This window comes from Vibrio sp. SCSIO 43133 (assembly GCF_023716845.1).
Classification (GTDB): domain Bacteria; phylum Pseudomonadota; class Gammaproteobacteria; order Enterobacterales; family Vibrionaceae; genus Vibrio; species Vibrio mediterranei.
In genome coordinates this window covers 1886728-1910516 of the sequence record NZ_CP068025.1, presented here as the reverse complement: position 1 = coordinate 1910516, position 23789 = coordinate 1886728, and the positions used below count along the sequence as shown (strand labels likewise).

Here is a 23789-nt window from a genome sequence, read left to right as displayed (position 1 = left end):
GGCGTAAGGAGTAACAAATGAGTATCTCAATGAATACCAAGCTGAGCTATGGCTTCGGCGCATTTGGCAAGGACTTCGCAATTACCATCGTCTATATGTATTTAATGTTCTACTACACCGATGTGGTAGGCATTTCCGCTGCAGCGGTGGGTACCATCTTCCTCGTTGCACGTATTTGGGATGCGGTCAACGACCCGATAATGGGCTGGATCGTTAACAATACCCGTAGTCGCTGGGGTAAATTCAAGCCTTGGATTTTGATTGGCACGCTTGCCAACTCTGTAGTCCTTCTGATGCTGTTCAGTGCACACTATATTGACGGCCCTTGGCTGATTGCTTATGCCGCTGTCACCTACATTTTATGGGGTATGACTTACACCTTAATGGACATCCCGTTCTGGTCTCTAGTACCAACTCTAACCTTAGACAAACGTGAGCGCGAAGAGCTTGTTCCTTACCCTCGATTCTTTGCAAGTCTTGCATGGATAGTCACCGCTGCCATTGCTATGCCGTTTGTGAACTATGTGGGTGGTGATGACAAAGGTTTTGGCTTCCAAATCTTCACGTTACTCTTAATCGCTTGTTTCCTTGTCTCAACTTACATCACTCTTCGTAACGTCAAAGAGCGCTACTCGACCGCTAATTTGGATGAAACACAACAGGAAGAAAAAGTATCGTTAAAACAGCTTCTTAAACTCATCTACAAAAATGATCAGTTAACTAGCGTGCTATGTATGGCACTATCCTACAATCTAGCAACAAACATCATTACAGCGTTCGCGGTTTATTACTTTACCTACGTGGTTGGCAACGAAGCTCTATTCCCTTATTACATGGCTTATGCGGGGATTGCGAACCTCATTACCTTAGTACTGTTCCCGAAATTAGCACAAATGTTCTCACGTCGTGTTCTTTGGGCTTGTGCTTCTAGCTTCCCGATTTTAGGTAGCGCGGTACTTATTTATGTAGGCATGTACGACAAACAGAGCATTCTATTGATTTCAACGGCTGGTGTCCTACTCCAAATCGGTACTGCCTTGTTCTGGGTACTGAATGTCATCATGGTGGCAGACACTGTTGATTACGGTGAGTACAAGCTTGGCTCTCGCTGTGAGAGTATCGCCTACTCGGTACAGACATTAGTGGTAAAAGCAGGTTCAGCATTCGCCGCATTCTTCATCGGTATCGCGCTCACTGCTGTCGATTACGTGCCAAACGTAGAACAAAGTGCTGACACTGTCTTTGGCATGCAATGCATCATGGTTGGTTTACCTGCGTTCTTCTTTGCGATTGCATTGGTGGTCTATTTCCGCTTCTACAAGTTGAACGGAGCCTATCACCAACAAATTCAAGACCATCTCACAGAGAAATACGATCACATTACCAATGATGGTTCCGAAAAAGGTCAATCGACTAAACCTGCTGAGCCAGCACAAGCTCTTTAACCCAATACAATAAAACCCATGCAGAAGTCCGGTCTGCATGGGTTCACTAACAATCGTCAAACATCGGCTAGATTTTCCATTTCCAATAAAGAGAACAGTATGAAACTTAAAGTCCTTGCATCCGCAATCACTTTTGCCCTCACAATATCTGGTGCGGCAATTGCACAACAGAACGACAACCTTATTGTGAACCCAACATTTGAAAACAAAGGACTAGGCTGGAGCTATTGGTTTGCCAATATCAAAAACGACCAAACTCATGAAGGTGAATACCGAGGCCGTATTGCCCAAGGTCGAAACCACCACATAAGCCAAGAAATCACGATTCCTGAAAGTGGCTATTATGATTTATCTGCGTTTATCATCAGTCCAGGACAAGACGCCACTCTTGCTATTACCAACCTGTACGATGAAATCTTGGTACGAGATAAAGCTAAACAGAGCAAAAAATACAAACGTAACAAGCTCAAGCACATTCCTTTGGAGCAAGGTGAACAATTAAAGGTCTGGTTCTCGGGTTCTAAACGTGGTGGTGTTAGTGTCGACAGTGTTTCTTTGACTAAGAGTGACAAGAACAAAAAGCTGAACTTCAATCAGATCATCCAGTTCTCCGCTCTAGAGCAAGTGGGCGCAACAAACCTTAACAAGAAGTCTAAACAGATTGAGTTTTACGTCCCTTATGGTACCGACTTAACCCGTATCACCATTGATAATATTCTCGTTTCATCCACCAGCAATGTCTCATTAGAAAACGGAGACACGGTTGACTTTACTCAGCCTGTTCGTGCTGTCGTAACCGATCTAAAAGGTAATAAGCAACGCTGGACAATCAAAGCGATCGAAAAAGAGAAACAAGTTGTTGTCACCTCTTCCAACCAAAAGCTCCAAGAGTCGTTCGATTGGGCTATCGATAAAACCCGTCGCTTCGTTATGACTGGCCAGCATGATCTGGTCAACCGTGACGAATTCAACAACGATGGAGATGGCACCGCGGATTACATCCCATCCTATTGGGCGGGGTATTTTGATAGAACAGCCTTCTATTCTCGCGATTTTTTGCATCAGGCGAGCGGAGCAAAGATCGCTGGATTGGATATAGAAAACTTTTCCATGTTTAAGACCTTTGCCAAACACTCAACAGAATCCAGAAAGTGGTACACCTTGTGGGCTGTGAACTTTGATGGCACACCTCATACTATTGATTACAAAGATGATAGTTGGTTTGTCCGCGAGGTTCCGGCTCAGTTTGAGTTCGTCGAAAAAGCATGGCAGCAATATCAGTGGACTGGTGATAAGCGCTACATCGAAGATGAGGACCTATGGCGCTTTTACACTAAAGTGCTCACAGACTATATCGAATTACACGACGACCAAGATCCAAACGGAATCGCAGAAGGTTACGGTGGGATTTTTGAGGGGTCAGCAACCTACAACGAGCGCGGCGAGTTTCCAATTGAAGCCGGAGATGGTATTGGCTCACAATACCAAGCAACAGTGGCTTACTCCGCTATGTTAGAAGCTCGTGAAGAGCACAGTGAAGCTGCGGTTTGGCGTGAGAAAGCCCAGCAACTCAAAACGTACTTTAACGATGAATGGAGTATCGCCGACCCTGATAAACCACTCGACAACTACGTCAATATAGTTCAAAGAGATGGCTTTAGAATGAATGATTTTGGTAAGGAAAACAGTTGGTTTATGCCAATGAAGCGAATTACCGAACCCGGGGAGCGTAATAATCGTTATCTTGACTTTATCGCCAAAAACTTAGGAGATGGCATCGGTTCGACTCCAGAAGCTCCAAATAATATTGAGGCCTACACTTACATTCCAGAAACCTACTTCCCGTACAATCGTAATGAGGAGGCATGGAAGTGGATGCAATACATCATGGATATCAAAGATGAGCCACATGAACGTCCAACTCAAGGTACCAACGGTGATTACCCTGAAATCTCGTTTACCTTTATCTCCAACACAATCGAAGGCTTGATGGGCATTAAACCTGATGCAGCGAACCACAAAGTGGTTACCGCTTCCCATCTCACTCCAGACATTGGTTGGCTGGAAGTAACACAACTTCCAATGGGAGAACATGAGCTTACTGTCCGACACGATGGTTTAAGTAAGTCCACACTGACTAACGACTCAAATCATAACCTAGATTGGGAGGTGTGGTTCTATGGTAATTATCCAAGTTTAGTTGTCGATGGACAAACCGTTCGCAGTCAGCACAAACAAGTTAATGGTCAGCAAGTCAGCTATGTACTGGTCTCTGTAGCAGCGGGAGACACAAGCACCGTTCACAAGTAGCGCTCTGCTCGTTCATTGAACAAGGCTCAAAGAACAAGGCTCCTCGGATTCATGCCGTGGAGCCTTGATGTCATTGCTAGTTGTTACTCAACCCCAATATGCGCGCCAACCCTTCTCCATAAGCCGTATCCGCTTGAGAGGCGTTGTATACGTGACGCAACTTAACTGCTTCACTCACTCCCGACATAGCACGTGCCGTATTTGCGAACAGACGTTGTTGCTCATCCTCAGACATTAAGCGGAACAAATCGCCAGCTTGCTGGAATTGGTCAACATTGTTTCGATGATTGTAATGGTCTGCGTCCCCAGAGATTTTCAACGGTGGCTCTGAATAGTCTGGTTGCTCCGCCCATTCTCCGTATTGATTCGGTTCATAACCTATTGTTGCGCCCGAGTTAGCATCCACTCGCATCAACCCATCACGATGAGAGGAGTGCACAGGACAACGCGGTGCATTGACTGGGATTTGATGATGATTCACTCCAAGACGGTAGTTTTGTGCGTCACGATAAGCAAAGAGTCGACCTTGAAGCATTTTGTCTGGAGAGTAACCAATGCCAGGTACAACAGCGGCCGGGTTGAAAGCCGACTGTTCAACTTCAGCAAAGAAATTCTCAGGGTTACGGTTTAGCTCGAATTCACCAACTTCTATTAGTGGGTAATCGGCGTGAGTCCATACTTTGGTTAAATCAAACGGGTTAAAGTCCACCGATTCAGCTTCTTCCTCAGACATTACTTGAATGAACAAGGTCCATTTCGGGAAGTCACCACGCTCAATCGCATCGAATAGATCTCTTTGGTGGCTCTCTCTGTCTGCTCCAACGATAACTGCAGCTTGTTCGTCAGTCAGGTTCTTAATACCTTGCTGGGTTTTGAAGTGAAACTTAACCCAAAAGCGCTCATTATCAGAGTTAATCATGCTAAATGTATGTGAGCCAAAACCGTGCATATGGCGATAGCTCGCAGGTATCCCACGATCTCCCATAACGTAAGTGACTTGATGTAGAGCTTCCGGTAGAGAGGTCCAAAAATCCCAGTTGCTCTCGGCGTTATGCATATTCGTTTTCGGATCGCGTTTCACCACTCGGTTTAAATCTGGAAACTTCAGAGGATCGGCGAGGAAAAATACCGGTGTATTGTTACCCACTAAGTCCCAGTTTCCTTGTTCGGTATAAAACTTGAGTGCGAACCCGCGAATATCACGTTCAGCATCGGCAGCACCACGTTCTCCTGCAACGGTAGTAAACCGAGCAAACATCTCGGTTGTTTTACCTACTTCAGAAAACATCGCGGCTCTTGTGAACTTAGTGATGTCCTGAGTCACTTTGAAAGTACCATATGCGCCAGAACCCTTAGCATGCATACGCCTTTCTGGGATTACTTCTCTATTGAAATGGGAGAGTTTTTCCAAATACCAAGTGTCTTGAAGAAGCATTGGACCGCGCTCACCAGCTGTTAGCGCGTGATTATTATGAGCAACAGGGCAACCCGTTGCAGTGGTTAGTTTTTTAGTCATTGCTTATCCTTCCATTACTTCGCGAGTAGGTAACCTCTTACTACCGCTCAAATTAAATACAAGAACAGTAATTACCTTTTATTTAAGACGCCCAAAGTGGACCAAAAGGCGTTATCGACAGGTAGCAAGAGGTTTTATTTGCATTTTGTAGTTGTAAACACTAAGTAGGATACGCTCTATAATGAATAACATAATATCTAAAAAAGCGAATTCTCTTTTTTGCACAGGCGAATAATACAAAGAAGCAAACTAAATAGATGAGTCCATATAATAATTTCCATCACATGGAATAATTTTTTAAAATTTTCTTGCAAGCTCTCTTATTGAAATCTTGCTTACTAAGTTGAAAAAATCACTCATAAAGAGTGATTTTTGTCAGCAATTACGACAAAGCTATTTATCGATTATTTTCCAGCCAATGCTTAGTCACAATATCAATATCCAAACCTTCCCTACTCACTTTGTAGTCTAGCTCTGCGATAATCTCGTTAGAAAACTTCAAATCATCTAGCTGATTGATTTGCGCTGCCGTAAACCTATCTGCTACGTCTTCAGGTACGAGTAGTACAGCACGGTCAACAATACCGAGCAAACCTTTAGGGTCTTCTATCTCTCGAATGTCGTACTTGAAATGCAGGAACTGCGGTTTCCATAGTGGCACAACGAACCACTCATTGTTGGCGACTCGTTGCTCAAAGGTAGTAAAGCAGTCTTCCTCAGTCCCAGTGTGAAATTCGTACCCAGCTTCACTCAATCCATACTCTTCCATCATTTTAATTGAAAATCTGGTAATGCCGGCTCCAGGATTGATGCCCTGAATATCCTTTTGCATTTTGCCCAGTACATCTTGCTTGAGCAAATCCTTCACTTCCCGAACTGCTTCTTCAGGAACATAACTTGGCACTCCCCAATGCGCATAAGGTTCATAGTGCAAACCCAACTCAATCACGGGACGTTTTTGTTCAACATCCTGTTTGTAGATTCCATGGCTAGAAGGCAGCCAAGCAGAGGTTAGAATATCAACCTCACCAGACTTAAGCTTTGCGAAATTTTCTTGGTGCGGAGAGTAGATTCGATTTACCTCAAATCCCATGTCAGTAAGCACATGAGATATAAGAGAGGCGGTAATTCTATGGAATGATAAATCTGTTACGCCTAAGTTTATTTTTTTATTCATTATTTCACCGTATAAATTTATTTATATTAAAAGTTCTGACTTGTTAGCGAATATTTTCTTTCAATAACATTCAATACACGCCGATTAAATCCCTATTAAAATGAAATTTGAAGAGATGGAAGATTAGTAATCAATTATGGTTTGTTCGGTTGGTAGCTTTTTCTTATATTCGAAAAACTGTGCCATTAGGTTGCTTAGAACCATTAAAGCCATCACTGATATTTGAACTTGACTAAATGAATCTCCCATTATTGTCGCTCCGAGAACCATCGCCAATATAGGATTGAAGGTTCCAAAAAAACTCAATTCATTAGTAGATATCATCGGAATTGTATAAATGTAAGCACCATACGCCAAAGAAGTGAGTCCTATCGTCAACCAGAACATCGCGGCCCACTGCTCACTACCAACCGGGATAGCTGCGACAAATGACCTACCGCTCCATACCATTTCCCAATATGCCATGGGGATCAACAGCAAGCCTCCAAAAATCAGTTTCCATGTGAGTAGCTTCCACCAATGGATCTTTTTCATGACGTGCTTTGCTACTACGCTACCGCCTATCAGTGCCGTCATCGCACCAATAAGTAGCACCACCGAACTCACATTGACAGGAACGGTACTCGAAAAGAACAAATACGTTGCACAGGCAATAAGAATTAAGGCTGATAGCAATTGAATCAGAGACGGTTTTACTTGATGGAAGATACCCATTATAGCCAAACCAATCACAGGCAATGCGACCATTCCAACGCCCACCAAAGTGCTAGGAAGCTGCATCGCTGCAGCAAAGAGCAAACCAAAGAACAAAGCGATATTGAGAAACCCTATCAGTAGCAATGCAGGCAGTTCTGACGCCTTTGGTAAGGTTGGTTTAAGTAACAGCAGTATTATGCCCGCTGGTAATGCTCGCCACACCGCCAGTGCAAATGGTGACCAACCGACAAATTCAGAAGCCACTACGGCATAAGTGGTCCCCCACAACAGCGGAGCCAACATGGCTAGAAAGATTTTCATACTACGACTCTCATTTATGTTTAATTAAACATACTTTACATAAACAAAAATAGATAGTAAAGTGCCTTCAAGTCATCAAATGGGGTATGCGGGGTTAACGTGTGCCGTGTTATTAATCAGGTTCGAATGAGCCACATAAGGTCAGTAAGAGTTAGGAGTTACTATGAAAGCACTATCCATATTCAAAAAAGGCGCGAGCGTCGGGGTCACTAAGACTATTTTTTTGGCAATTGAAGTAGTCTCACTACTTGTGCTGGTTTTCCATGTAATCAGTTCGATCAGCAAAATTATGTATTACGGCGTAAAACTCAGCATTGCAAGACACCAATACCGTCAGTCCCATATGGGTAATCAACTCAAATAGTATGAATAGACAAGATTATGAATCTCCGCTGAGATTATTTTTAGATAAGACTAAGGCCCCATTTCATATCAGAAGCTTGACACATGAAATGGTGGCCTTAAATCAGGCAAGACAGTTTTTTAAGTCATGAAAGTGCATATACTTATAAGAGCCATCGCAGATACCCGTTGCGTGGTATCCAGTCTAAGGCGATACCTATATTCAGGCTCCCATCTTACTCATCAATACCATTAGTGTTTCTATCTCACTTGGCTCTAGGGATGAAAACTGACTGGACATTTGCTCGAAGAACTTTGGATACATTTGACGGACTAACTCCACTCCGTCTTCAGTGAGAGATATTTTTACGCTGCGCTTATCAATCGTATCATGTCTTCTCTGAACCAAACCTTTCGCTTCCAGGCGATCAATTCGATTTGATAACGCGCCCGACGAAGGAAGCAAGGTCTGCTCTTTCAGTTCTTTCGCTGTCACTTCATAAACGTCACCCGCTCGATAAAGTGTTGCGATGACATCGAATTCAGACGTATTTAATCCATATTGCTTGCAAAACTCACAACGAACATGAGTAAACTGATTCGAAGCTAAAACAAATTGTGTCACTAACCTAACGGACGATTCAGATAGACCAGCGTCCGCACTCATCCACTGACTTACGATAGATTCTTCTTTTTCTCTATTAATCAAACGATTAACCTCGGTTAATATTGACGATGGTTATAGAGCATTACCCTAGCATATTTCGCCGTTTTTCGCTTTAACATCCGCTAGTCCACCAGCATTCCATTGACGATAAAATACCTAGAGTCCGCCAAACATCATTAATCACAAAACCGACACCTTGGTGTCGGTTTACTCAATAGAAAGGTTATTCAGAACGAGCGCTAGCTGGTTTTGGCGTTCCAACTTTTGTCAGTACCATCTGCCACACGCTCAGTTCTCGACAACGAAATGCACCAGCACAACTCAATAGATAGTACTTCCACATACGGTAAAACCTCTCATTGTAGTTGAGGTCACCTTGCTGCCAAGCCTTGTCAAAATTACGATACCATGCACAAAGCGTATGATCATAATCCTCTCCAATATTATGCAGATCTTCCATATTGAACTCTGGCTCCATCGCCGTCGCTAACTGAGCTAAAGAAGGAATTTCACCATTTGGGAAAATGTATTTGTGGATCCACGGATCATTGGTTTCTGTCGATTCAAACGTACCAATAGAGTGAAGTAAAAAGACCCCATCTTGATTCAAAAAGTTATCTGCACATGTGAAAAAGTCTCGATAATTCGATGAACCAACGTGCTCTAACATACCCACAGAAACAACGCGATCGTATTTCGTTTCCGGTTCATAGAGTCGGTAATCTCGAAGAATGAAATTAACGGGAAGTTGTTTTTCCTCCACCATCTGAGTACCTAGCTTTGCTTGTTCTTCAGATAACGTTAAACCATCACAAACTACACCGTATTTTTCGGCGGCATAGATCATCAAACTCCCCCAACCACAGCCGATGTCCAAAACCCGCATACCTGGTTTTAAGCCTAGTTTTCGACAAATTAGATCCAACTTGGCCTCTTGAGCGTCATCTAGGTTATCTGCATTTTTCCAATATCCACAGGTATACGTCATACGTTTATCGAGCATAGCGCGGTATAAGTCGTTACCGATATCGTAATGAAATGAGACGTTGTGCTTGGAAATTGTCGTGCCTTGAGGGTTAAAAAACTTTTTGATTTTGTCTTTACCAATTTTGGCACCAAGTATCATTTTGGTCCTTAAATCTAAGTGCTTGTCGAGCTCAAACGCTAAGATCCTGTTTACCAATTCTGCGATGTCCTTACATTCCCACATCTTTTCCATATAGGATTCGCCCAAACCAAGCGAACCATCGGCTAATATTCGATCAAACATGGCAACATCATTGACCTGAATATCCCATGGTCTAGAGCCATTAATCTTGATGTCCGCGGAACTCAACATACTTTCGAAAATTGCGTATTCATTACCCTTCATGTGTTAACTCCAAAAGAATCACCTTGAAGCTTCACATTATTCCCAATATATATTTACGTAAACATAATTTATTTAAACATTTATCACTTCAGAAGAGTGTTTTTTTTGGCGACAGTTGGAGTGTTGTGACTAAGACGCTCAACACAGCTCGGATCAACGTGAGTGGAATGCCCTATCGCTACCCATACTCTTAACCGTTCTGCTGCCAAACAAAGAGATTCGATTAGATTGTTCAGTATTTACGAATAATGATTTCATTTTTTTGGGTAATTCTAAAAACTAAAATGAATAAATATACTCTCACCATCACTTGAGAGACGAGCCACCTTACAACTCAGCGTGACTCATCCCAAACCGTTTTAGAGGAGAAAAACCATGAACAAAGAGAAGATGCCATTTCAAGTCTGGATACTAACACTCGCCGCCTTCGCTATCGGCACTGCAGAATTCATTATCGCAGGTATTTTGCCGCAAGTTGCCACATCGCTGTCGATTACTGAGGGTCAGGCAGGTTATTTAATCAGTGCATACGCACTTGCCATTGTGATTGGAGGACCAATCTTAACCATTTATCTCGCACGCTTTAATAAGAAAATGGTTCTTATCGGATTAATGGCATTATTTATAGTCGGTAACCTCATGTCAGCCTTTTCACCAAGTTATGACATCTTGTTCATCAGTCGCATTATTAGTGGCTTAGTACAAGGGCCTTTCTATGGTATTGGTGCCGTTGTAGCGACAAACCTCGTGTCTGAGAAAATGGCTGGTCGCGCCGTAGGACAAATGTTTGCAGGCCTAACTCTAGCGAATGTACTAGGCGTTCCCGGTGGTACTTGGATCGGTGTTGAATTCGGCTGGCACACGACATTTATTGTGGTCGCTGCATTCGGTGTCGTAGCTCTATTCGCCATTCTTGCCGCTATCCATTCAACAGGTCACGGCGAAGCGAAAAATGTTAAAGCACAACTTGCTGCGTTCAAAAATCCAAAGCTTCTTATTAGCCTAGCGATTACCGCTGTAGTTTGGACTGGCTTCATGACACTTTACGGTTACATTGCTCCTATCGCTATGCATGTTGCTGGTTACGGTGAAAGTGCTGTGACATGGATTCTGGTCATTGTAGGTCTTGGCTTAATCATTGGTAATACGCTTGGTGGTCACTCATCAGACAAAGATTTAAACAAATCTTCTCTATTTTGGGCCATTGCAATGATTGCTTCTCTAGTACTTGTCGGTATGTTTACCGACAACAAAATCCTATTCGTCGCCGCATCATTTATTTTCGGCATCGCATCATTCGCTAACGTTCCATCTATGCAATTACGTGTAATGAACAATGGTGGTGACGGACAAGAGCTGGCAGCAACAGCAAATATCTCAGCGTTTAATGTTGCTAATGCGTTCGGTGGTTTCCTTGGAGGTATGGTTCTTGATGGTCAGCTTGGTGCAGAAATGATTCCTTACGTGGGTGTTATCGTTCCAATCATCGGTGTGTTATTGATTCTTAAAGCGAACCGCAACGAGAAACAAGCACAACCTGTAGAAGCGTAATAGGCCTTTCTCCCCCTTGCCTTACCAACCTTGCCGTGGCGTGTTAATGCGCCACGGCATACGCATTAGCAGTCCGACAAGCTCGGTACCATTCTGAAAAAGCCAAATTCGATATTCAGCAAAGTCAACATCGCCTTTATTGGCTTTGCTTTGAGGAGAAAAAGATGAACACTTTTGATAAGACATTACGACTACTCACCCTCATTGCCGCCACTTTCACGGTAATACTCTCTGTCAAAGCCGTTATGGACAACGGACTAGGTAGTTGGGTCTCTACCTCCACAGGCCTATTTATTGCCGTTTTTATCGCGTCCTTACTTAAAACCTATAACAAAGGACAGGTTAACTTTTTTGGTTTGATAGGTGCTTTGTTTGCACAGCTCACTTTAGGAAGAATATTTTCAACCATTCACCTTGAATCAATCGATATTTCAACATTGTCGTCACTTGATCCTCTGATGGTGGCAGAGACAGGCCCAGGTATCCCAAGCATTGAGCTAACCAGCACCCTGTTGTTCGTCTTATTGGCCCTACAACTTATCGCCCTTCCTTGGAGAACCAGACTGTCGCAAACTCAATCGACAATAGGAAAACCAGACCACTACGCGTGGGGCATGACATTAGTAAGAATATATGTAGGACTTATGTTTATTGCCCATTTCACTGGTCACTTGTTAGTCGGAGGTAATCCATTTGCCGTATTTACCGATTACTTTGGCAGCATTGGCCTCCCCTTCCCTCAGGCCTTTGTCATTCTTGCAGGAATCATTGAGATATCCTTGGCGATTATGCTGTCCTTTGGCCTGTTCACACGCCTCGCAGGGTTTGGTTCGGCAGTCTATTTATTTGTATCTGTAGGCTTGGGCGGCCACTATTCAGTGGGGTATGTATGGGTACTACCCACGGGTGGCTGGGAATTCCCTGCAATGTGGATGTTCGTCTCTGGGATATTCATGTTAGCAGGCGGAGGGAAATTGTCTGTTGATTACTTGCTTAGAAAAAAGCTGGGGCAAAACTCCATTAGTTTGCCGGAATATTTGGTTTAACCTATACCAAACTGAGTAACTAAAAAAGCGGGCAATCCTCATTGCCCGCTTTCAATCACATATAGCTACTTCATTGAAGGCTTTTCGATCTGATTGAGAACATCCGACACACTGAGAATACTTGCGTTAAAGATGAAAAACTGAGTTACAGCAGAATCACAAGCACTTGATGTTGAAATGATAGCTGGTTGGCCTTTGAAACCGATACGGGATAGCTTATGGCAAAGTTTCTCTGGCGCTTTATCGAATACTACATTAAGAAAGGGCAATAATTCCTGACTGACTAATCCTTGTTCATTGAACACTTCCATTGCCTGACTAAGGTGATCCGTATCCGTGAATTCGATAATTTCTTCAATTTGTTCCAATTGCATGTACTACTCAATTCCATTTTTATCAGATGCTTAGCTCGAACGCCGAGTCTACACTATCTGATCGCTAGATAACATGTATTGGATCAAATTGAGTCTTTCGGGGACTTTCGATACTGTCGATCATAATCACTTTATGCTCAGGCGATATAAAGAAAGTGGGCTGTCGCTATTAGTTTGATGTAAGCCGATGTATTGAAATCCCAGCTTTTCGAGTAATCGTATACTAGGTGAATTTTGTGGCAGTGATACCGCGTCAATCACTGGAAGTTGGAAAGCATCAATGGCAAAAGTCAGTAATTCGCTACAAGCCTCATGCGCATACCCTTTACCTTGATAGCTGGGCAAGAACGCGTAGCCGAAATCTGGGTAACTCAGGTCAGGTTTCTTTAAGAAACCACAGATTCCTATTGGTGTTGAACATGATTTGAGGCGCACAACGTAATACCCAAAGCCCAATTCTTGATAGGCTTTGATGAAACCGTTGGTTAGATACTCTTGAGCTTGATCTGACGTACGAACATTGCGATCACCTATGTTTTTGAGCCATCCTTCACTGTTCATCAACTCAACAAAGAAGCCTGCATCATTACTGGTAATGTGATCAAGTTGAATTCGAGCTGTATCAAGCAGTGTTTCAAAAGTCATGGTATCTCCAAACTCATTCAATAGTAGGAAGTCTCGTCGGTAAGTCGCCATCTGATTCGATAACCTCAGCATCAACTTCATTAAGTCAAAGCAACCACCAGCCCAACCAGTACTAGCGTAACCCCAATACCTCGAGTATACAGCCATTTCTCATTGAGAAACCAGATGCCCATCAGGAGCCCAAAGACGATACTCACCTGACGCATAGCAACCACATAACTAACGTTATCGACCATAGTCATTGCATACAGCACAATGCCATAGGTCAGTCCCATCATGATCCCAGCGATAGACGAACGATAGCGATGCTGCCAAGTTAGCGCTAACTCACTGCGTTTATTAGTCGCTAATAACCAAGCTACCAAAACAAACGCAATCGCAGCAAACTGCACACCTAGGTAGAAAATAGCTACTTGAACTTTGGTTAGTCCGCTAGTTTCAAGCTGTAGCCATGTTAGTGCCTGCTTGTCGATGATGGAGTAAATAGTTGTGCCGATTGCGGCAATACATGACCAGAACACACCTAAATTTAAATAAGAGCCAAGTCTTAAGTCTTTGATGTGTCGCATTGGGATCAACAAACAACCTAATGTTAAGACCACAAAACCTACCCACGCATTGGGGGACAACGATTGGCCTATGAATACAGTCCCAATCCCAACCATCAGAACTGGTAAGGCTCGCGCGATAGGATAAATCACACCAATGTCACCGGCATCATAAGCCTTGATTAAACCAATTAGGTAGATAGCCTGCCCGATTCCACTTAGCGTGACCAGAAGCCAAAAGTAACCGTCAAGACTGTCAAAACCAATCACCGAAATGCACCAGATTATATACGGCGATAGTAAAATAAGTGGAGCAATAGACGCGCCTAAAGTAAACGAATACCCAGAGCCAGTATTCGATTTTCCAAGAATATTCCACCCCGCGTGGAGCAGTGCAGAAAAAATAACAAGAAGAGCGGCGTAGAGAGTCAAAGTGGGCACCAACAAACATAAAAGTCACCCCTCTCTAGACGTCAAGAGGGGTGAGCAGAAGGATATCAATCGAGCTGAGCAATAGATTCTATATTGATGGCATCGTGTCGCCAGTACTCAATATCGCAATCAATCAACTCACCGTGTTGGTTGTAATTGATGCGCTCAACCATCATAGCCGGAGTGCCAGACGTCGCACGTAATGCTTGCGCGATGTCACCTAGAAGCGAAGTAGTGCTGACTCGGTATTTCACCTTGCTGTAGGTGACGCCATACTCGTCGCGATAGATATCCGTCAAAGACGAGTTTTCCATATCAAACTCTAACAAGTTCGCAAATGGTTCCGTCCGAATAAAGTTTGTCACGAACACGACTGGGCGATCTTCTAAATAACGAACGCGGTCTACTCGATAAATATCGGAGAACGGCGGCAAATGTAAAAGCTCTGCTGCTTGCTTGGTGGCTAACATCGCTTTGGCTGACAACAGCTCGGTTTTTGGCGTTCGATTTTGACTTTTCGCCATATTGGTAAAGTTCAATGTTTGAGTAGGATCATAACGCAGTGGTTCTGGTGAGATAAACCAGCCACGCCTATCTTCGCGATAAATACGACCTTCCGACTCAAGTAGTGACAACGCTTCACGCAGCGTTACACGAGTCGTGTCAAAAGACTCTGCTAACTTTCTTTCTGCTGGCAATTTTTGTCTTGGTGTAAGCATTCCTGAGTCTATTTGCTCAACGATAGCGTCTTTAATTTTTACGTATTGCACACCGCATCCTTAATTCAATCATTGTTATTAGCGCTTGCGCCACGCTTGAGTTCGACCTTCAAACAACTTTCCAACAAACATATGGGTGAGTTTTGCCACCGCTGCCGATAGCATGATCATCACAGCCATTGCCGCAGCACTGCCCGTCTGCCCGGCATCGTCCATATTCAGCACCGCTACTGATGCCGGAATGGTGTTGGTTGAATACAAGAATACTACTGCCGATGTGGTTGTTAAAGCATTGATAAATAAATATATCGCTATATCTAATACCGCTGGTAAACAGCAAGGCAGCGAAACTTTGAAAAACAGCTTATATTGTGGGAGTTTAACCGAAGCAGCGGTGGCTTCAATCTCTGCCGGTAACTGCTTCAGAGCTGTCAAAGCTGTCATGTGTCCAACCGTGTAATAATGGACAATGGTATTAATCACCAGAAACGCCATCGTACCGTACATCACACCCAACGGGTTGTTGGCATCGTTAAAATAGAAGATATATCCCAAGCCGAGTACGAGTCCAGGTACCGCCATGGGAATCACACTCATCATTTGCATCGCTTGACGAACGGGAGCAAAGGCACGACCTTTTTCAATACAGTAAGCACCGACAAAGATAACTACAGGACCTATAATCGCCGTCCACGCCGCCAGTTTCAGTGAATTAAAGTACGGACTCCACCCATAGGTGCTCATCTCAGCAAAGTTATAGTTATTTAGCGTCAGCGCCTTGTTCCAAGGCCAAAACGTCACGAGCGAGCCATAAACCGCCATACCAAGTACCGCTAGAACCGCGAGGGAAATAACCAGGCAATAAACGAAGCACACCGAATCTCGCAGTTTATTAGGGGACGGTTGATAAGGCACAGAACGACTGTCCAACATGCTCTTTTGCTTTTTTTGTACCCAGCGATCAACCGCAAAGGCCAATACCGCAGGAAGCAGAAGTAAGATACTGGTAACCGCCCCCATGGAGAAGTTTTGCTGCCCCACAACTTGCTTAAATATATCCGTAGCCAGAACGTTGTAACTGCCACCAATGACCTTAGGCACACCAAAGTCACACACGACCAGCGTAAAAACGACGATTAACGTACTGATCAAACCGTACTTTGCAGCAGGTAACGTCACCATAAAGAAGGTCTTGAACGAGGAGGTTTTAAGAGCTCGAGCCGCTTCGTAAAGCCTAGCATCTGAGGTGCGTAAAGAGGTGTTGAGAATCATCAAGGCGTGAGGGAATGTCCAAAATATCAAGCCTAGAGAAATGCCAACTAAGCCATAGACTGAATGCCCATGCAGCAACTCTTTTGCGACGCCCTGATTACCAAACAGAAAAATCAAACTGATAGCAGGCAGCAGAGAAGGCGCTAATATTGGAGCCGTGCCCATCAGTTGAAACACGCCTTTAAAGGGCATGCAAGAGCGCGTTAATGCGAACGCATACCCAAACGCCAAAACGCCCACTACAACGGTCACAATCAGACCAAGGGTAAAGGTATTGCTTAGTGAATACCATAAACTGTCGGTAGCAAAATAGGTGGCAAAGTTTTGTAGACCAACAAACTCACCGTCGCTGTTTTGGACACTCTTTTTCATCATGGCCCAAAGAGGCATCAAGATAAACAGTGTCATCGCCACAAAAAGGAACGTCAGAAGACCAAACAAAACAATATTGTCTTTGCTCATTGTTGAGCTCGCTTTTTGCGTTGCCAACTGTACAATTCGTTGTTTCATAGACCCACCTGTCGTCAAGGTTGAAGATGCTTGCATGTCTGTCCCTTAAGCCGCCGACTCTAACGTTGCACTTAGCGATGGATAGCCCAGCAAACCACTTTCAGAAAACGCAACATAGCGAATATCATTACGGCGCAGATTAAGTTCATTCGCCTGTTTCACGGGTACGTCCACATATAGAGCGTTGGCCATTGGTGCATGTTGCATTGCCACTTCGACGCGATAGTAAGACCCTTGAAATTCCTTGGATAACACTCTGACAGGAATAGCGTTCGAAGCGTGCTCGACAAAGTGCAGACTCTCCGGTCGCACGGCTAAATCAAATATATCGCCATGCTTTAGAGTCATATTGTCTAACGCAGGCAAACGCAGCATCGACTCAGCCACGCGCATAGTGTTAGCAGATGGCACCGATGCTTCGATAAAATTCATACTGCCAACAAAATCAGCGACAAATCGAGTCGCAGGTTGCTCATACACCTCTTGTGGCGTTCCAACTTGCTCAATCACACCGTGGTTCATCACCACAATGCGGTCAGCCATAGATAGCGCCTCTTCTTGGTCATGAGTCACCATAATGGTGGTGATACCAAGTTTGCGTTGCATCTGACAAATTTCATCTCGCAGGTGAGTACGCACTTTCGCATCCAATGCAGAGAGCGGCTCATCCAGAAGCAGCAGACCCGGAGACAACGCCAATGCACGAGCCAAAGCCACACGCTGTTGTTGACCACCTGATAGTTGGTTAGGAAACTTCTCTCCCGAGGTTGGCAAGCCGATCATTTCTAGCCAGTGCTCTACTTTTTCAAGCGCCTCTTTGTTCGATATCCCTTGGTTCTTAAGACCGATAGCAATGTTCTCTTGTACCGTCAGATTTGGAAACAACGCGTATGACTGGAACACAATGCCAAAATCACGCTTCTCTGGTGGTAAAAACGTAATCGCCTCATCCGCTTGATGGATTTCTCCTGAGGTTGGAAGATCCAAACCCGCAATAGCGCGGAGCAACGTCGTTTTACCGCAGCCAGAAGGGCCTAGGAAACAGACGAACTCGCCTTTATTAATGGACAAGGAAATGTGCTTTAATGCCGTGAACTGACCAAATTGCTTCACCACATTGTTGATTTCTAGATAAGGTTTGGATACTGACATCGTTTACTCTCCAAATGGTATATACCAAATTTAAATCTGGTATATTTCATTGGGATGACAGTTTTGTAGCAGGTTGATTGCAGTTTAATGATTGGCTTTTCTGGTGTGATTGGAGAGCAGAAATGACAAGAGGAAGATCAATAACAATCTCCCTCAATAGCTTATAATCTACCAATTCCCAGTTATTTTATTTCTTTAAAATTAGGATTTAGGCTCAGACTTTCCATCAAACTTTTTCGACCATGTTTTTAAAATCTCAGCACGATCGGCACCCATTTTCGCAAAATCCATCTCAGCCATCGCACCTTCAACTTCAGGGTAGTTCGAGACCACTGCTTTCACGTCTTTATGAGCAACCACTGGGTAGGATTCAACGTAGAGTTCGTTCGCCGCTTTTGACACTGACCAGTCAACAACACGCTTCGCCGCCTCAGACTCTTTCACCAAACCCACAGCCTCTGATTCCCAACCAATGCCTTTAGGTGTGATAACCGCGAGAGGCGCGCCTTGATTCTTGAGCTTCGCACCACGCACAGCCATCGAAATACCGATTGCCACCTCACCCATCGCAGCTTGAACACAAGGCTTTGAACCAGAATGCGTGTAATGTGCCATGTTGTTATCGAGTTTTTTCATGTAATCCCATGCTTGGTCCTCACCCATGTTTTGTAGCCAAGCTGAGACTTGCATATAACCTGTTCCTGATGAAGCAGGATTAGGCATGGCAATATGACCTTTGTACTCTGGTTTGGTTAAATCTTCCCATGACTGTGGCTTAGGTAGGTTGAGTTGCTTTGCCACCGCTTCGTTAAAACACACAGCATTGAAAAATGCATCATTGCCAAACCAAGCTTGATTAGATTGTGGGTCATTCAAACTGGCATTCAGCTCATCTGCACCTTTTGGAGTATAAGGCTTAAGAATCCCCTCTTCTTTAAGCAATGCCATAGAAGAGCCTGCTAATCCCCACACAACTTCGGCATGCGGATTGTTTTTTTCAGCAAGAAGTTTGGCCGTCATGATGCCCGTTGAATCTCGAACCCATTTGATTTTTACATCAGGATTTTCTTTCTCAAACGCATTCTTATATTTCGCCAGAATGTCAGTTTCGAAAGCGGTATACACCGTGACTTCTGTTGCTGCTAGTGCATTTGTCGCTAGTAGAGAAACCAGTGTCGCTAGTGTTCCCTTCATCAAACGGTTTTTCATCATTCTCTCCAGTTAGATTTGGTCTGTACCAGTTTGTGCGTTAAACGTTAAGTTCCGATTATGACGATTAAATGAACGAATAATGGCAGTTTGAAGAAACTTTGATTGGCAAGAAGAGCGAGTGTGAAAGTTTTATGAAACCTTAAGTTGTGCCGTTTACTTCCCCTAATTATCGCTGTTAGATTAACCAAAACAAATTGGTATAGTCCAAATAGAGAAATAACATGAAGAACGATTATTTGCTGTTAACTCCAGGTCCTTTGTCTACATCAGAAACGGTACGCCAAGCGATGCTTAAAGACTGGTGTACGTGGGACGATGAATACAATAAAGATGTCGTCGAAGTCATTCGTGCCAAGCTGACCAAGTTAGCGACTTCCCATCACGGTTATACCAGCGTTTTAATGCAAGGTAGTGGTACCGCATCGGTAGAGGCAACTATTGGCAGTGCCATCAGTAAAGACGGAAAGTTGCTTGTCATCGACAATGGCGCGTACGGTGCGCGTATCGCCCAGATCGCAAGCTATCTCAATATCGCAACCCAAGTAGTTGCTCCTGGCGAGGTTAACCAACCAAATATTGATGCTATTGATACGCTGCTCAAGCAAGATGACACGATTACTCACGTTGCCATCGTACACTGCGAAACTACGACAGGCATGCTGAACCCTATTAAGCAAATTGCATCGTTGGCAAAACAACATAGCAAAGTGGTCATTCTAGACGCGATGTCGAGCTTTGGTGGTATTCCAATGGATATTGGTGAGTTGGGTATCGACTTTATGATCAGCTCTGCCAACAAATGCATCCAAGGTGTTCCTGGCTTTGGGTTTGTTATTGCCAAGCAAACAGAGCTTGAGAAATGTAAAGGTCAGGCCCGCTCTCTCAGTCTCGATCTTTATGACCAATGGCAATGTATGGAAGTTAACCACGGCAAGTGGCGCTTCACTTCGCCAACTCATACTGTGCGCGCCTTCTATCAAGCATTAATTGAACTGGAACAAGAAGGTGGGATTCCCGCTCGTCATCAACGTTACTTTACCAATCAGAAAACGCTGGTTGAAGGCATGCGTTCGCTAGGCTTTCGCACACTTCTTAACGACGATTTGCACTCACCGATTATCACTTCATTCTACTCGCCAGAGCACAGTGATTATCAGTTCAAAGAGTTCTACGACCGTCTAAAACAGCAAGGGTTTGTAATTTACCCAGGCAAAGTTTCCAACGCGGACTGTTTCCGTATCGGTAACATTGGCGACGTACACCCTGAAGATATTGAGCGCCTTATCATTGCCATCAAAAAGGCAATGTACTGGGAGGTAGCATAATGCCAGAGCAAGCGACCCATTTACGCAGCGAGGGGGACGTGAATAATACGCCCGCTCGCCACGAGTGGAATCAGAACATTCAAGACCAAGCGACTCAAGCACTGCTTAAACGTGACTCGGATGTGTTTCTGCATCAATCAATGTCCACGCCTTGCTTGGATTCTTTAGAAGCAGCTGAAGGTATCTACATTCAAGATACCCGCGGTAAGCGCTATATGGATTTTCATGGCAACAATGTTCACCAACTCGGCTATGGTCATCCTCATGTGATTAAACGAGTGACCGAGCAGATGCACTCGTTACCGTTTTCGCCACGTCGCTTTACCAACGAAACGGCGGTGCAATGTGCAGAAAAACTAACGCAAATTTGCGGTGGAGATTTGAGGCGTGTGTTATTTGCGCCTGGAGGCACTTCCGTTGTTGGCATGGCACTTAAGTTAGCACGCTACATTACCGGCAGCCACAAAGTAGTTTCATTATGGGATTCTTTCCATGGTGCGTCACTGGACGCCATTTCTGTCGGAGGTGAAGCCTGCTTTCGTGAAGGTATGGGGCCTTTGATGGCAGGTGTTGAGCGTATTCCACCCGCCGTGTCCTACCGAGGTGCCTTGCCTTCTCAAGATGGCAGCGATGTACATTATGCAGATTATCTAGAATACGTTATCGAGAAAGAAGGCGGCATAGGTGCCTTTATTGCTGAAGGTGTTCGTAATACCGATGTTCAAGTGCCAAGTAAAGCCTACTGGCAACGTGTACGCGAAATATGTGACAAGCATAATGTGCTGTTGATTATCGACGACATCCCAAACGGTATGGGCCGAAGCGGTGAGTGGTTCACCTATCAAGCTTTTGATATAGAACCGGATATTTTATGCATTGGTAAAGGTTTCGGTGGTGGTTTGGTGCCTATCGCCGCCATGGTAACCAGAGAAAAATACAACACCGCTGCAGAGATTTCTCTGGGTCACTATACCCACGAGAAGAGTGCGCTTGGCTGCGCGGCGGCACTGGCTACCATGGAAGCCATTGAACAAGAGAATCTTTTAGAAAAAACACGTCGTGACAGTGAGTATGTCAAAACTCGCCTAGAAACGATGAAGCAACAGTATCCAGTCATTGGTGACGTACGCGGTATTGGTCTACTCTGGGGTGTGGAATTAGTGAAAAGTCATGTCACTAAAGCACGCGCATTCGATGAGGCAGAACAAGTTCTTTACCAATGTCTGAACCACGGACTGAGTTTTAAGGTGTCGCAAGGCAACGTTATTCAGCTTAGTCCCCCCCTCGTTATTACTCGTGAAGAGCTGACGACCGCACTCGATATTTTCGAGCAAGCAATCACTAAAGTATGTAAGGATTTCAACTATGTCTAATTCATCTCCAATTCAAGCCATTGTATTCGACTGGGCAGGAACTATCGTGGACTTTGGTTCATTTGCACCAACGAGTATTTTCGTGGAAGCATTTAAACAAGGTTTCGACTTCGATATTACGCTTGCCGAAGCTCGTGAGCCTATGGGCATTGGTAAATGGGACCACATTAAAGCGGTCGGCCAACTACCAGAAGTAAAAGTGCGCTGGGTTGCGCAATTCGGCAAAGAGATGAGTGACTCAGATGTAGACGCTATTTACGCTGCTTTCATGCCTTTGCAAAAAGCCAAAGTCGCCGATCATGCCGAGCCGATTCTTAATGCCGTTGAGGTGGTGAATTCATTTAAAGATAAAGGAATCAAGATTGGCTCTTGCTCTGGTTACCCGAGAGAGGTCATGGATGCACTTATTCCTGTCGCTGCGGACTATGGCTACAAGCCGGATTATGTGGTTGCCACAGATGATCTCCCTCAAGGTGGCCGCCCTGCACCATTTATGGCACTGAAAAACGTTATTGAGCTTGGTGTTGGCTGTGTTGGTGCTTGTGTGAAAGTCGATGACGCTGCGCCGGGCATCGAAGAAGGTCATAATGCGGGAATGTGGACCGTTGGCCTGCTGCTATCAGGCAACGAAGCAGGCTTGACGTTTGACGAATACCAATCAGCGGATCACGCCACTCTTGATGCAGCTCGTGAGCGCGCTCGCACGAAACTTGGCAAAGCATCACCGCACTACCTCATCGATACCATCGCCGACCTCCCAGACGTCGTAGCGGATATCGAAAAACGTCTTGCTGCTGGCGAACGTCCTTAACGAGTACACTTCGACAGTACAAGAAGCGCGCCAAGCTCCTTTGGCTTATCGAGCATTTGAACGCAAAACCCGCAGCTAGGCTGCGGGTTTTGCGTTAATGCCGTTTAGCCACCAAGGTAAATTTATATTCACTAGATTTAAAGTAGTTACGACTATACTCGAACACTGTATCTCCACGTAAATAACCTCTAGTTCGCTTCTCTATGATGGGCTGAGCTGGGTTAATTTGCAGTAGATCAGCAATATCTTCCGGTGGTAATACAGGAATGATCTCTTGTTCGCTGCGATCGATGACCAAGCCTTTTTGTTTCTCAATAAAATCGTACTTAGAGCCTTGCATGACCTGATAGGTCAGGTCTGGGAACATACTCGTTGGCATCCAGGTTTCTTCCACTGTGATTGGGTTATCGTCCAAAAAGCGAACGCGTTTAATGTAAAAGATACGTTCTCCTTCTGAGATCTCTAAATGTTCAGCCATAGTGATAGATGCGGCTTGAATCTCAAAGGCCAGTACATCACTGTGAGTCACACCTTGTAAGTGAGCCCATTTCTCAGCAAAACTGGTTTGTTGGTATATATCGTAATTAACACGGTTTTCTTTTACATATGTACCGCTACCTTGAATACTCTCTAGCTCCTGGTTCTCTACCAATAACTTGATAGCCTGCCTGACAGTCACCCGACTCACAGAAAACTCTTCACGCAACTGAGCTTCAGTGGGCAACGCTTCCCCCACCTTATATTCTCCACTACTAATTTTTTCGCGGATCGCATCGGCAATTCTGCGATACATCGGTAATCTCGCCATACTAACCTCTACTACCTGATTACGGCGTCAATTGAGTCGGAGCACTCAACATTAACTATATTTAACCAATATGATACGAATTGATAGACTAATGACAAGCAGTTGTTACTACAAAAAACTTAAATTTAAATACAACAACAATACATATTTCCAGATAAATGAGAT

At 44.3% G+C, this 23789-nt stretch carries 22 protein-coding genes; 8 read left to right on the top strand and 14 right to left on the bottom strand.

What is annotated here, in order from left to right; translation table 11 throughout:
- Positions 1-17: 17 nt before the first annotated feature.
- Complete coding sequence (gene melB, locus JKJ11_RS25445; RefSeq protein ID WP_062455911.1) at positions 18-1445, top strand: melibiose:sodium transporter MelB; 1428 nt, start codon at positions 18-20, stop codon at positions 1443-1445.
- 99 nt (positions 1446-1544) lie between these two features.
- Positions 1545-3755 (top strand): SGBP N-terminal domain-containing protein, encoded by a 2211-nt coding sequence (locus JKJ11_RS25440; protein ID WP_252039539.1) that lies wholly within the window; start codon positions 1545-1547, stop codon positions 3753-3755.
- A gap of 76 nt (positions 3756-3831) precedes the next feature.
- Here the strand turns inward: JKJ11_RS25440 and JKJ11_RS25435 are convergent, their stop codons facing one another.
- The 3 genes from JKJ11_RS25435 to JKJ11_RS25425 form a co-directional block, all read right to left on the bottom strand.
- A complete protein-coding gene (locus JKJ11_RS25435; RefSeq protein WP_252039538.1) occupies positions 3832-5271 on the bottom strand; it encodes a catalase in 1440 nt (479 codons plus the stop codon).
- Positions 5272-5668: 397 nt separating this feature from the next.
- Positions 5669-6448 (bottom strand): glycine betaine ABC transporter substrate-binding protein, encoded by a 780-nt coding sequence (locus tag JKJ11_RS25430; protein WP_252039537.1) that lies wholly within the window; start codon positions 6446-6448, stop codon positions 5669-5671.
- Between the two features lie 123 nt (positions 6449-6571).
- Positions 6572-7465, bottom strand: a complete 894-nt coding sequence (locus JKJ11_RS25425; RefSeq protein WP_239913709.1) for a DMT family transporter — start codon at positions 7463-7465, stop codon at positions 6572-6574.
- A 163-nt stretch (positions 7466-7628) separates the two neighbouring features.
- On the opposite strand from JKJ11_RS25425, the gene JKJ11_RS25420 reads away from it, so the two are divergent.
- Positions 7629-7829, top strand: a complete 201-nt coding sequence (locus JKJ11_RS25420; RefSeq protein WP_006069264.1) for a hypothetical protein — start codon at positions 7629-7631, stop codon at positions 7827-7829.
- Positions 7830-8030: 201 nt separating this feature from the next.
- Here JKJ11_RS25420 and JKJ11_RS25415 read toward each other — a convergent pair whose 3' ends face one another.
- Both JKJ11_RS25415 and cfa read right to left on the bottom strand, forming a co-directional pair.
- Positions 8031-8516 carry a MarR family winged helix-turn-helix transcriptional regulator gene (locus tag JKJ11_RS25415; RefSeq protein ID WP_231892903.1) on the bottom strand — a complete coding sequence of 162 codons (486 nt, stop codon included), beginning with the start codon at positions 8514-8516 and terminating at the stop codon, positions 8031-8033.
- 181 nt (positions 8517-8697) lie between these two features.
- Positions 8698-9846 carry a cyclopropane fatty acyl phospholipid synthase gene (gene cfa / locus JKJ11_RS25410; RefSeq protein ID WP_031494225.1) on the bottom strand — a complete coding sequence of 383 codons (1149 nt, stop codon included), beginning with the start codon at positions 9844-9846 and terminating at the stop codon, positions 8698-8700.
- A 375-nt stretch (positions 9847-10221) separates the two neighbouring features.
- On the opposite strand from cfa, the gene JKJ11_RS25405 reads away from it, so the two are divergent.
- Positions 10222-11397 carry an MFS transporter gene (locus JKJ11_RS25405; protein ID WP_252039536.1) on the top strand — a complete coding sequence of 392 codons (1176 nt, stop codon included), beginning with the start codon at positions 10222-10224 and terminating at the stop codon, positions 11395-11397.
- 21 nt (positions 11398-11418) lie between these two features.
- On the opposite strand, the gene JKJ11_RS25400 is transcribed toward JKJ11_RS25405, so the two are convergent.
- Positions 11419-11583, bottom strand: coding sequence for a hypothetical protein (locus tag JKJ11_RS25400; RefSeq protein WP_156750258.1), 165 nt, complete (start codon positions 11581-11583; stop codon positions 11419-11421).
- Here JKJ11_RS25400 and JKJ11_RS25395 point away from each other — a divergent pair.
- Complete coding sequence (locus JKJ11_RS25395) at positions 11562-12443, top strand: DoxX family protein (RefSeq protein WP_252039535.1); 882 nt, start codon at positions 11562-11564, stop codon at positions 12441-12443. The two genes, JKJ11_RS25400 and JKJ11_RS25395, sit on opposite strands and share 22 nt — an antisense overlap.
- A gap of 65 nt (positions 12444-12508) precedes the next feature.
- Here the strand turns inward: JKJ11_RS25395 and JKJ11_RS25390 are convergent, their stop codons facing one another.
- The 7 genes from JKJ11_RS25390 to JKJ11_RS25360 form a co-directional block, all read right to left on the bottom strand.
- Complete coding sequence (locus JKJ11_RS25390) at positions 12509-12817, bottom strand: hypothetical protein (protein ID WP_031493168.1); 309 nt, start codon at positions 12815-12817, stop codon at positions 12509-12511.
- A gap of 126 nt (positions 12818-12943) precedes the next feature.
- Complete coding sequence (locus JKJ11_RS25385; protein ID WP_252039534.1) at positions 12944-13462, bottom strand: GNAT family N-acetyltransferase; 519 nt, start codon at positions 13460-13462, stop codon at positions 12944-12946.
- 80 nt (positions 13463-13542) lie between these two features.
- Positions 13543-14442 carry an EamA family transporter gene (locus JKJ11_RS25380; RefSeq protein WP_252039533.1) on the bottom strand — a complete coding sequence of 300 codons (900 nt, stop codon included), beginning with the start codon at positions 14440-14442 and terminating at the stop codon, positions 13543-13545.
- A 65-nt stretch (positions 14443-14507) separates the two neighbouring features.
- Positions 14508-15212 carry a phosphonate utilization transcriptional regulator PhnR gene (phnR, locus tag JKJ11_RS25375; RefSeq protein ID WP_006069272.1) on the bottom strand — a complete coding sequence of 235 codons (705 nt, stop codon included), beginning with the start codon at positions 15210-15212 and terminating at the stop codon, positions 14508-14510.
- Positions 15213-15239: 27 nt separating this feature from the next.
- The gene (locus tag JKJ11_RS25370) at positions 15240-16943 is read right to left on the bottom strand and encodes a putative 2-aminoethylphosphonate ABC transporter permease subunit (protein WP_252039532.1); all 1704 of its coding nucleotides are present in this window, start codon (positions 16941-16943) and stop codon (positions 15240-15242) included.
- Between the two features lie 45 nt (positions 16944-16988).
- Positions 16989-18095, bottom strand: a complete 1107-nt coding sequence (locus JKJ11_RS25365; protein ID WP_252039531.1) for a putative 2-aminoethylphosphonate ABC transporter ATP-binding protein — start codon at positions 18093-18095, stop codon at positions 16989-16991.
- A gap of 201 nt (positions 18096-18296) precedes the next feature.
- Complete coding sequence (locus JKJ11_RS25360) at positions 18297-19307, bottom strand: putative 2-aminoethylphosphonate ABC transporter substrate-binding protein (RefSeq protein WP_038226175.1); 1011 nt, start codon at positions 19305-19307, stop codon at positions 18297-18299.
- A gap of 221 nt (positions 19308-19528) precedes the next feature.
- Here JKJ11_RS25360 and phnW point away from each other — a divergent pair, with 221 nt between their 5' ends.
- The 3 genes from phnW to phnX are packed head-to-tail and all read left to right on the top strand — an operon-like array spanning position 19529 to position 22816.
- A complete protein-coding gene (gene phnW / locus JKJ11_RS25355; protein WP_031493165.1) occupies positions 19529-20632 on the top strand; it encodes a 2-aminoethylphosphonate--pyruvate transaminase in 1104 nt (367 codons plus the stop codon).
- Positions 20632-22005 (top strand): aspartate aminotransferase family protein, encoded by a 1374-nt coding sequence (locus JKJ11_RS25350; protein ID WP_006069277.1) that lies wholly within the window; start codon positions 20632-20634, stop codon positions 22003-22005. The genes phnW and JKJ11_RS25350 overlap by 1 nt, the downstream gene beginning before the upstream one ends.
- The gene (phnX, locus tag JKJ11_RS25345; RefSeq protein ID WP_088878045.1) at positions 21998-22816 is read left to right on the top strand and encodes a phosphonoacetaldehyde hydrolase; all 819 of its coding nucleotides are present in this window, start codon (positions 21998-22000) and stop codon (positions 22814-22816) included. The genes JKJ11_RS25350 and phnX overlap by 8 nt, the downstream gene beginning before the upstream one ends.
- A gap of 94 nt (positions 22817-22910) precedes the next feature.
- Here phnX and JKJ11_RS25340 read toward each other — a convergent pair whose 3' ends face one another.
- Positions 22911-23624 (bottom strand): GntR family transcriptional regulator, encoded by a 714-nt coding sequence (locus JKJ11_RS25340; protein WP_006069279.1) that lies wholly within the window; start codon positions 23622-23624, stop codon positions 22911-22913.
- Positions 23625-23789 lie beyond the last annotated feature (165 nt).

What these genes read in the sequence shown, in the direction of transcription:
- melB (WP_062455911.1), top strand. Translation starts at nt 18, where the DNA reads ATGAGTATCTCAATGAATACCAAGCTGAGCTATGGCTTCGGCGCATTT.
- JKJ11_RS25440 (WP_252039539.1), top strand. Translation starts at nt 1,545, where the DNA reads ATGAAACTTAAAGTCCTTGCATCCGCAATCACTTTTGCCCTCACAATA.
- JKJ11_RS25435 (WP_252039538.1), bottom strand. Translation starts at nt 5,271, where the DNA reads ATGACTAAAAAACTAACCACTGCAACGGGTTGCCCTGTTGCTCATAAT.
- JKJ11_RS25430 (WP_252039537.1), bottom strand. Translation starts at nt 6,448, where the DNA reads ATGAATAAAAAAATAAACTTAGGCGTAACAGATTTATCATTCCATAGA.
- JKJ11_RS25425 (WP_239913709.1), bottom strand. Translation starts at nt 7,465, where the DNA reads ATGAAAATCTTTCTAGCCATGTTGGCTCCGCTGTTGTGGGGGACCACT.
- JKJ11_RS25420 (WP_006069264.1), top strand. Translation starts at nt 7,629, where the DNA reads ATGAAAGCACTATCCATATTCAAAAAAGGCGCGAGCGTCGGGGTCACT.
- cfa (WP_031494225.1), bottom strand. Translation starts at nt 9,846, where the DNA reads ATGAAGGGTAATGAATACGCAATTTTCGAAAGTATGTTGAGTTCCGCG.
- JKJ11_RS25405 (WP_252039536.1), top strand. Translation starts at nt 10,222, where the DNA reads ATGAACAAAGAGAAGATGCCATTTCAAGTCTGGATACTAACACTCGCC.
- JKJ11_RS25395 (WP_252039535.1), top strand. Translation starts at nt 11,562, where the DNA reads ATGAACACTTTTGATAAGACATTACGACTACTCACCCTCATTGCCGCC.
- JKJ11_RS25400 (WP_156750258.1), bottom strand. Translation starts at nt 11,583, where the DNA reads ATGTCTTATCAAAAGTGTTCATCTTTTTCTCCTCAAAGCAAAGCCAAT.
- JKJ11_RS25390 (WP_031493168.1), bottom strand. Translation starts at nt 12,817, where the DNA reads ATGCAATTGGAACAAATTGAAGAAATTATCGAATTCACGGATACGGAT.
- JKJ11_RS25385 (WP_252039534.1), bottom strand. Translation starts at nt 13,462, where the DNA reads ATGACTTTTGAAACACTGCTTGATACAGCTCGAATTCAACTTGATCAC.
- JKJ11_RS25370 (WP_252039532.1), bottom strand. Translation starts at nt 16,943, where the DNA reads ATGAAACAACGAATTGTACAGTTGGCAACGCAAAAAGCGAGCTCAACA.
- JKJ11_RS25365 (WP_252039531.1), bottom strand. Translation starts at nt 18,095, where the DNA reads ATGTCAGTATCCAAACCTTATCTAGAAATCAACAATGTGGTGAAGCAA.
- JKJ11_RS25360 (WP_038226175.1), bottom strand. Translation starts at nt 19,307, where the DNA reads ATGATGAAAAACCGTTTGATGAAGGGAACACTAGCGACACTGGTTTCT.
- phnW (WP_031493165.1), top strand. Translation starts at nt 19,529, where the DNA reads ATGAAGAACGATTATTTGCTGTTAACTCCAGGTCCTTTGTCTACATCA.
- JKJ11_RS25350 (WP_006069277.1), top strand. Translation starts at nt 20,632, where the DNA reads ATGCCAGAGCAAGCGACCCATTTACGCAGCGAGGGGGACGTGAATAAT.
- phnX (WP_088878045.1), top strand. Translation starts at nt 21,998, where the DNA reads ATGTCTAATTCATCTCCAATTCAAGCCATTGTATTCGACTGGGCAGGA.
- JKJ11_RS25340 (WP_006069279.1), bottom strand. Translation starts at nt 23,624, where the DNA reads ATGGCGAGATTACCGATGTATCGCAGAATTGCCGATGCGATCCGCGAA.